Source organism: Clostridium zeae, from assembly GCF_017312485.1.
GTDB classification, from domain to species: domain Bacteria; phylum Bacillota; class Clostridia; order Clostridiales; family Clostridiaceae; genus Clostridium_AR; species Clostridium_AR zeae.
In genome coordinates, this window is record NZ_BMBA01000003.1 from 1 (window position 1) to 6,673 (window position 6,673).

At 32.2% G+C, this 6,673-nt stretch carries 4 protein-coding genes, 7 tRNA genes and 1 rRNA gene; all 12 read right to left on the bottom strand.

From position 1 onward, the window contains the following. Positions 1–374: ribosomal RNA gene (locus J3477_RS14800) — 16S ribosomal RNA — on the bottom strand; the annotation flags it as partial. A 548-nt stretch (positions 375–922) separates the two neighbouring features. Then, the gene (locus tag J3477_RS14805; protein ID WP_206870760.1) at positions 923–2,662 is read right to left on the bottom strand and encodes an ABC transporter ATP-binding protein; all 1,740 of its coding nucleotides are present in this window, start codon (positions 2,660–2,662) and stop codon (positions 923–925) included. Positions 2,663–3,094: 432 nt separating this feature from the next. After that, positions 3,095–3,856 carry a flagellar motor protein MotB gene (locus J3477_RS14810; protein WP_206870761.1) on the bottom strand — a complete coding sequence of 254 codons (762 nt, stop codon included), beginning with the start codon at positions 3,854–3,856 and terminating at the stop codon, positions 3,095–3,097. Between the two features lie 14 nt (positions 3,857–3,870). Next, positions 3,871–4,656, bottom strand: a complete 786-nt coding sequence (locus tag J3477_RS14815; RefSeq protein WP_206870762.1) for a flagellar motor protein — start codon at positions 4,654–4,656, stop codon at positions 3,871–3,873. A 401-nt stretch (positions 4,657–5,057) separates the two neighbouring features. After that, a complete protein-coding gene (locus J3477_RS14820; RefSeq protein WP_206870763.1) occupies positions 5,058–5,777 on the bottom strand; it encodes a DUF421 domain-containing protein in 720 nt (239 codons plus the stop codon). 226 nt (positions 5,778–6,003) lie between these two features. Then, positions 6,004–6,080, bottom strand: a tRNA-Arg gene (locus tag J3477_RS14825). A 54-nt stretch (positions 6,081–6,134) separates the two neighbouring features. After that, positions 6,135–6,208, bottom strand: a tRNA-Gly gene (locus tag J3477_RS14830). A 5-nt stretch (positions 6,209–6,213) separates the two neighbouring features. Continuing rightward, positions 6,214–6,288 (bottom strand) — tRNA-Gly (locus tag J3477_RS14835). Between the two features lie 5 nt (positions 6,289–6,293). Next, a tRNA-Leu gene (locus J3477_RS14840) sits at positions 6,294–6,377 on the bottom strand. A gap of 19 nt (positions 6,378–6,396) precedes the next feature. Then, positions 6,397–6,472 (bottom strand) — tRNA-Lys (locus J3477_RS14845). Between the two features lie 3 nt (positions 6,473–6,475). Next, positions 6,476–6,550 (bottom strand) — tRNA-Gln (locus tag J3477_RS14850). Positions 6,551–6,563: 13 nt separating this feature from the next. After that, positions 6,564–6,639: transfer RNA gene (locus J3477_RS14855), tRNA-His, on the bottom strand. Positions 6,640–6,673: the final 34 nt, after the last annotated feature.

Below are 6,673 nucleotides of genomic sequence, written 5' to 3' on the forward strand. Positions count from 1 at the left end.
CCATTGTGCAATATTCCCCACTGCTGCCTCCCGTAGGAGTCTGGACCGTATCTCAGTTCCAATGTGGCCGATCACCCTCTCAGGTCGGCTACGCATCGTCGCCTTGGTGAGCCATTACCTCACCAACTAGCTAATGCGCCGCGGGTCCATCTTATAGCGGATTGCTCCTTTGATTTTCATTTCATGCGAAACGAAAATATTATGCGGTATTAATCTTCCTTTCGGAAGGCTATCCCCCTCTATAAGGCAGGTTACCCACGTGTTACTCACCCGTCCGCCGCTGAGAAAGTTCCGAAGAACTTTCTCCGCTCGACTTGCATGTGTTAGGCACGCCGCCAGCGTTCGTCCTGAGCCAGGATCAAACTCTCAATTTAAAGTTTAATCATAGCTTACTTACTTAGTAAGTCTTTTTTCAAAAGAATTGCTGGTTTAGTTTAAGTCTAGTTTTAGACTTTGTTTATCTTCTCTGTTTAATTTTCAAAGACCAATGTTTAACTGCTTATTCATATTATCATCTCAATCGAATCTTGTCAACATTATTTTTTGTTGCTTAAAATCAATTTGTCAGACAACGATATTTAATATATCATGTTATAGAACAAAACTCAAATTATTCTATAGCCAATTATATAAATTTATATGCTAAAATCTAAATATACCTTCAAGTTTCTTTTTTTTTCTTCTAGGTCTATTATTGAATATTATAACAAAATATAATGTCTTAAATAAGAATACGCCGCATTAAAACGCACTAAATTGTAAAAATCAACCTTTCTATCTTAAAAATTAAAATCGTTCATAAGCTCTTAAAAAATAAAAATACATGTATATAGGAAATGTAAAATTCCCCGAATACATGTATTATCTAATTAAATTTTAATTGTTGATTTAAATACAATAATTTTTTTTATCTTAAACTAAATTATGATATATTTTCAAACTGCATATTGTATAGATAAGCATATGTTCCATCTAAATCAATTAACTGATTATGATTTCCTCGTTCTTTTATTCCCTCATCAGTAAGAACTATTATTTCATCAGCGTTTCTTATAGTACTCAGTCTATGAGCTATAACTATTGTAGTTCTATTCTTAGAGAGATCTTCTAAAGATTTCTGTATAAACTTCTCACTTTCATTATCAAGGGCAGATGTAGCTTCATCAAGTATTAATATAGGAGGATTTTTAAGGAATACTCTTGCTATTGACACTCTTTGCTTCTGACCTCCAGAAAGCTTAACCCCTCTCTCACCTACACTTGTATCATAACCATCCTTAAGAGTCATAATAAATTCATGTATATTAGCTTTTTTAGCCGCATCTATAATTTCCTCATCAGATGCACCTGGTCTCCCATAAGCTATATTTTCTTTTATAGTGCCAGTAAACATGTATACATCTTGTTGAACTATACCAATTGAATTTCTAAGAGATTTAAGTTTTACATCCCTTATATCTATTCCATCAATAGTAATTGAACCTTCATTTATTTCGTAAAATCTTGGGATTAGACTACAAAAAGTTGTTTTACCACCACCAGAAGGACCAACAAGCGCGACATTCCTCCCTGCTTTTATATTTATGTTTATATTTTCCAATATGTTATGTTTTTCATTATAGCTAAAAGATACATTTTTAAATTCTATATTTCCCTTTGGATCTATAATATCCATAGCACCTTTCTTATCTGTTATATCCGGCTCAGTATTTATTACTTGTAGGAATCTATCAAAGCCAGTAAGCCCTTTTTGGAATTGTTCTGTAAAGTTAACAAGCTTGTCTATCGGACTTAAAAAAATATTTATATATAATATATAAACCATAAGATCTGCTACCTTTAGAGTACCATTACTTATAAAAAAGCCTCCAGCCAAAATGACTGATACATATAGTAACCCTTGAAAAAATCCATTGCCGCTAAAGAATTTTCCCATTATAAGATAATTATCTTCCTTACTCTTAAGGAATTCTATATTTCCTTTGTCAAATTTATGACTTTCAATTGTTTCATTAGCAAATGATTTTACTACTCTAATGCCAGAAAGACTGTCCTGTACTATTGCATTTACAGTAGCTATCTTTTCTCTATTTTTCATAAATACTCTATTCATATGTTTGTTATAGAATATTGAGAAATATAGCATAACCAAGGTTATAAAGAAAAGTATTAGAGTTATCTTAACATTTACATTCATAAGTATTATGAATGAACCTGATAACTTAAGTATAGATATAAATATGTCTTCTGGACCATGATGTGCTAGCTCAGAAATATCAAAAAGGTCATTAACTATTCTTGATTGCAAGGTTCCTGTATTGTTATTATCATAATAAGAGAATGATAATTTTTGAAGGTGATCAAACAAATCTTTTCTCATATTAGATTCCATCTTAGCCCCCATTATATGACCCCAAGAAGTTATAAAATACTGACAAAAGTATCTTACAATATACATACATAATAATGCCAAGCCTGCATAAATTACATACTTAAGTATTGTATTTTTATCTTCTAATATATACACATTATTAGTTAAATATCTTACTATCATAGGAAATACAAGATCTATCCCCGATAATATCAATGCACAGACCATATCTGCAAAGAAAAGTTTCTTGTACGGCCCATAGTAATTAATAAATTTTTTTAATCTATCCATATTTAGTATTAATCCTCCCCCGTAATTTTTTCATATAGAATATAAAATAACACTATATAGATTATTAATCAAACAATAGGATATGTGATTAAATCAGGTTATTTCTATTAATAAAAATTTTTTAACGTTTACCATCCATTTAATATATTATTTCAGCTAATATTAAAAGTCAACTTGCTAGGTATAGTTTTATAGCTCTGATTTATATAGAACTTAAAGATATGTTTCATCATTAAAAAGTTATATATTTATGATAATACAACATTAGCTTCTAAATTTCACAAGCTAAAACGCTCTCCTTTACAGTAAAAAAATAGCTTCAGTAATTCTTAAGCTAATATTATTAACAATGCTAGCCAATCCTTACTGACGCTATAGTATATTTTTACTTTTGTTATATTTAAAATTATTGTTGAAATTAATTTCAGTACCTTATTTCTTAGTCTCAGATGCATTCAAATTGGTATTCAATAAAAGTATATCTACTCTTCTATTTTTGCTTTTGCCTTCTTCTGTATCATTTGATGCCACCGGTCTATATTCGCCGTAGCCTACAGATGATAATCTATCAGCTGATATTCCGCCTCTAGTTACTAAAAATTCTACCACATTAGAAGCTCTAATCGACGATAACTGCCAATTAGAATGAAAATATGTAGTGTTTATTGGTACATTATCAGTATGTCCTTCTACTCTTATATAGTTATCAATCTTATTAAGTATTCCTGCTAACGAAATTAATTTTTTCTGATTATCGGTTTTAACATCAGCCTTACCGCTGTCAAAGAATACTGTATCATTAAAACTAATTACAAGTCCTCTCTCTTGAAGGCTTGTTGTAATACTACCTTTAAGATCTGATGCAGCAATCATCTTGTCTAATTCTTCTTTTACCTTCTCTAGCTTTTGTTCTTCTTCCTTCTTATTAGCTTCATTTTCTGCAGCCTGCTTAAGCTGTTCATCTGTCACTGTAACTTTACTCGAATCAATGCTAGCATTATCAGAGGTACCTATAATACTTTTTCCACCCCCAATGGCTAAATTCAAAGATCGTGCAATTTGAGAATATTTTTTTGCATCTACAGTACTAGAAGCGTACATTACTACAAAAAATATCATAAGAAGAGTTATCAAATCAGAATATGTTAATAACCATCGTTCATTATTTTCCTTTTCTGCTCTCTTTTTTTTCATAAAATAATACCTCTCTAATCATTAGCATTATTTGAATTCAATTCTGCTACCTCTTTGTCAGTCAAGAATCCTTCTAGCTTGGCCACTAAAGTATTAGGATTCGCCCCTTCTTGGATAAGCATAATAGCCTCAATTGACATTTCTTTTTCTAATATTTCTTCTTTATCAAGTGCTTTTAACTTGTTTGCTATAGGAAGCCAAAGTAAATTTGCAGTACCTACTCCATATAAGGTTGCAATAAAAGCCACTGCTATCTTAGGTCCAAGTGTGCTCGGATCATCTAAATTACTAAGAACCTGTACCAATCCCATAACAGTACCTATGATACCCATTGTTGGTGAAAATCCGCCTGCTGCATCGAATATTCCAGCTCCATCATGGTGACGCTCTGACATTTGTTCTAACTTCGTCTCCAATATACCCTTTATTGTGCTTGGTTCAACGCCATCCACAACCATTTGAAGGCCTTTTTTTATAAATGGATCCATTTCACTATTCGATAGATCTCCTTCTATACTCAATAGTCCATTCTTTCTTGTTTTAGTTGATAATTCTTTGAAAAATTCTATTTGTTCTTTTGTATTAACTTTTCTATTTATAAATGCAACCTTTATTATCTTACCTATATTCTTTAATTTACTTGTTGGAAAAGATATCGCTACTGCACCTATAGTTCCACCAAAAACTATCACAGCAGCTGAAAAAGCCACAAGCATTAAAGGGCTTCCGCCTTCTTCAATAAAAGCAAAAATCAAAGAACCAAATCCTATCACAATACCGATAATTATTCCTATATCCATAATTCTCTCCCATCTCCTAACTATAATCTAGAGTTCCAACTTCAACTATTAATTTATACATGCCAGAAAATCCTCAGATACCAGGATTTTCGAACAGGTATAAATTAAATTTTCGTAGAGGAACCCTATATAAAGATTCCTAAGTGAAACTCTTTAAATTAAGCTTCCTATTTCAATTATCGGATAATATCTTAATTTTATTAGCACTATAGTAAATTTTTTATGGTAAATTATTAAAAATATCATTATTATGTGTCTTTACTGTCTTAATATACTAAAATATTTTCCTTAAAATTGAAGTTATACTGCTTAAATTTTTTCATAGAAAATAAAAAACCTAGAAAGATTTTCTCCTTCTAGGCACTTAACCATATCCATAAACTGAAATATTTGTAATACAATTATTCTATACCATATTTCCCTGGATACTCGTTGGATTTATTTCTTTTTGATATATATAATTTTTTAGTATTATCAACTCCAGCATAAAATATTTCAGATACATCTTTAATCTTCTGTTTATTAAGTTCAACATCTAGCCATTTTCTATCTAATCCAATATATTTTAAGTTTTCTTCCATTACTACTCCATCAATTATAATATCTCTTTCAAGACCTGCACTTGTAGTTTGAATATTTAAATGATATGGAGTAAGTGGCTTTTTATCAGCTTTAGGTAACACAGATAACTGCCCGTCAGTTTCCATTATAGCAAATTCTACATCAGCTAAATTAAAAGCACTCTTCTCTCTTAATTTCATTTTCAATTCATTAACAGTTATTTTCAGCTTCTTCATATTCTCATCTACAATAGAGCCATTTTCTACTAAGGTAATTGGTTCAGAATTTATTAATTTTCGTATTTTGAAACTTTTTATATTTAAGTATGCTGTTATACTGGTTATTATGGAAAATAATATCAATGCAGTTGTCGCAGACACTGTAGTAAACTTTGTATCAATGATATCATATGCTATTATCGATCCAAATGATGTTCCCATAACAAAATCAAAAAAATTCATCTGTGACATAAATTTTGTTCCAACTTTTCTAGTTAATATTAGTGCTAAAATGTATATAATTGTACCTTTCACTATCGTAACTAATATAACATTTCCCATTTAATTAATTCCTCCCAATATGTATTCACAAAAACTTACTCATAAATAATATTGTTTGTAATCACCACTTTTCATATTCATCTACAAAGAGGATTGATGCTGTTGAAAAATTGAACAATTTATTCACTTAACTCCCCTCTTTAGATTTACTAAAGTGGGAAAACTGTGGAAAAAATAAAAAATAGCTAGGCTTCAACTTTCTGAAACCTAGCTATTTCAATGGTTCTGGTGCTCCCAACAGGGTTCGAACCTGCGACCTATGGATTCGAAGTCCACCACTCTATCCAACTGAGCTATAGGAGCTTGTTATATAAAATAATATAAAAAGACAACTTAAGTTATAAGTTGTCTTTAGTATGGAGCGGGTAGTGGGAGTCGAACCCACCTTTTCAGCTTGGAAGGCTGGAGTATTACCGATATACGATACCCGCGTATTTGGAGCGGAAGACGGGACTCGAACCCGCGACCTTCACCTTGGCAAGGTGACACTCTACCATTGAGTCACTTCCGCTTGATTGGTGCAGATGAAGGGAGTCGAACCCCCACGCCGTAGGCGCTAGATCCTAAGTCTAGTGCGTCTGCCAATTCCGCCACATCTGCATCTTTTCATTTATTAAATTGGTGGCTTACCGGGGAATCGAACCCCGGACACCATGATTAAAAGTCATGTGCTCTACCGACTGAGCTAGTAAACCAATTGGCTGGGATGGCAGGATTCGAACCTACGGATAATGGAGTCAAAGTCCATTGCCTTACCGCTTGGCGACATCCCAATAAAATTTAATATGGGGTGAACGATGGGATTCGAACCCACGACAACCAGAGCCACAATCTGGTGCTCTACCAACTGAACTACGTCCACCATATTTGGTGCGCCATCAGGGACTCGAACCCAA

Excerpts from the sequence above, each read along its gene's own strand:
- J3477_RS14810 (WP_206870761.1), bottom strand. The coding sequence starts at position 3,856 with ATGAAAAAAAAGAGAGCAGAAAAGGAAAATAATGAACGATGGTTATTA.
- J3477_RS14815 (WP_206870762.1), bottom strand. The coding sequence starts at position 4,656 with ATGGATATAGGAATAATTATCGGTATTGTGATAGGATTTGGTTCTTTG.
- J3477_RS14805 (WP_206870760.1), bottom strand. The coding sequence starts at position 2,662 with ATGGATAGATTAAAAAAATTTATTAATTACTATGGGCCGTACAAGAAA.
- J3477_RS14820 (WP_206870763.1), bottom strand. The coding sequence starts at position 5,777 with ATGGGAAATGTTATATTAGTTACGATAGTGAAAGGTACAATTATATAC.